The following is a 2,129-nucleotide window of genomic DNA, read 5'->3' as shown; positions in this document are numbered from 1 at the left end:
CTTTTATTTTTGCAAAAGTAATTTTAACATTAAATTAATTTATAACGAAGTCAATCAAAATTTTGCTATGAATTGTGGAAAACAGAAATATACACATATGTATCATGCACAAAGTTTAACAAAATTGTTGATCCTTACGAAGATATTGATATTTAAAAACTTAAAAAATAATAAAGAAATATACGGAATTTTCCGTATATACTAATGTTGTATGCAAGGTAAAGGCAAGCTGTACGAGTGCATTGAATTGATATAAATTACAGAATATTTTTCTATTAGTGAATTTGCCGATAAATGAATTTTATTAGTATATTTACCGATAAAAATAAATGATATGAATGGAGCAACAATATCAGCAGATATAATTTCTTATACTTCGCTTAATGAGGTAGATAAAAGAAATATTGAAAATAAAATTAAGAACTTGCTAATTGAACTTACCGAGAAATATAAAGAAGATGATTTCTTTGGTAGAATAATTCAAGGTGATTATATTGAATGTGCAATTAAGACAAGCCACAATGCCCTAAGAATAGCTTTATTACTTAAGACATTTATTAAATCAATAGTATTAGAAAGTAAAACAAGCAATAAAGGTATTAAGTACTATAAAGAGCATGCTATTAGACTTGCAGTAGCTGTAGCCCCTATAACTACAATTGATTCTGGAAAGGGAATAATTGATGGAGAAGCTATATACATGTCAGGCAGGGCTATCAAGGATTTCAGCACATCAAATAAGAAGAAAATAGTAATAAAGAATACAATGTTTTTTTGTAGCCAAGACAAGTATATTCATGAGCAATTTGACACAATTTTCTCTTTGCTAGATACTCTTATTTCGAGATGTTCAGCAAAACAATGTAAAGTTATTTACCTTAGACTTCTTGGTCTAAGTGAAAATGAAGTAAGTGAAAAACTTAAGAAAAGCCAATCTACGATAAGTCAACATTCTACAGCTGCTGGATGGCATTCGATTGATAAATCAGTTAGTTATTTTGAAAAAAACATAGAGTATGCTACATAAATTTATCTTATTACAGTTAATCGCTCATTTACTAGGCGATTTTATTTTTCAACCTCATAGCTGGACTATTAAGAAAAAAGTCAAAGCTGTTACCTGGTATCATCTTTGGCATGCTATGGTAATTTTTATGTTTTCATATTTACTATCATTTGATTATGGATTTTTAAAATGTGTGACCTTATTGACTATAATTCACTTCACAACGGATGTTCTAAAAAGTTATTTTCAATTAAAATTTAGAAGAAAAGAAAGTTTCTACTTTTTCACAGACCAGATAGTTCATTTAACTTCATTGACTTCGATATCTTTTATTTATTATAGTTACTGTGGAGTAGATTTCATCTTTGACATTCCTTTAAAATACATCGCGATTGCAGCTGGATTTATCTTTTGTGCAAAACCATCCAATATTCTCATTAAAAACATCTTCACTTCTTTGGAAATATCAACTCCTACAATTGCTAGTTCTGCAGATGAGAATAAGGATTTACCAAATGCTGGTAAACTAATTGGTGTTATGGAACGATTCCTAGTTTTGTCACTTATACTTGTTGGTCAATATAGTGCAGTTGGTTTAATCATAGCAGCTAAATCAATACTAAGATTTAGAGATAATAAGAAAAATGAGTATGTATTAGTAGGTACAATGTTGAGTTTTGGAATAGCTACGATATTGGGTATAATCATTTCTCTAATATCGGTTAATTAACTTATAAAGTGAATTTATAAGTGAAAACACCAATATAAAACATTAAGAGTATCGAAAATGGTTGTTGATAAAGCCCAGCATACAACACCTAAGAATATAAAAACAGCGAAAAACTACTGAGCCGGGCTCAGTAGTCCCTGTGAAAAATCAGTATTGAACTAAACCCAAGTTAGTGGATTTATTGACTTGGATTTCCCTATATGTATTTTAAATAATTTGGAGATTTTGTAGAAAAATGGAATTTCAGGTTTATTTTCCGAAGATTTGGTAATATTTGATAATTATTATTTCCATTTGACGGTTTTTCAGTAATGAATACACGCTAAAAGCCATTTTTGCATTTTGTCCAATATTTCAGACAATGCTTTTACAGAAATTTCTTCGCTCTATCTT

General features: G+C 29.0%; 2 protein-coding genes. Both read left to right on the top strand.

The annotated features are described in order from the left end of the window. Positions 1–334 precede the first annotated feature (334 nt). The gene (locus HN894_12865) at positions 335–1,027 is read left to right on the top strand and encodes a fumarate hydratase (protein MBT7144211.1); all 693 of its coding nucleotides are present in this window, start codon (positions 335–337) and stop codon (positions 1,025–1,027) included. Then, positions 1,017–1,736 carry a DUF3307 domain-containing protein gene (locus HN894_12860; protein MBT7144210.1) on the top strand — a complete coding sequence of 240 codons (720 nt, stop codon included), beginning with the start codon at positions 1,017–1,019 and terminating at the stop codon, positions 1,734–1,736. Before HN894_12865 ends, HN894_12860 begins: the two co-directional genes overlap by 11 nt. The last annotated feature ends 393 nt before the right edge of the window (positions 1,737–2,129 follow it).

The organism is Bacteroidota bacterium (assembly GCA_018692315.1).
Taxonomy (GTDB): Bacteria; Bacteroidota; Bacteroidia; order Bacteroidales; family JABHKC01; genus JABHKC01.
This window is presented reverse-complemented; position numbering and strand designations above follow the sequence as displayed.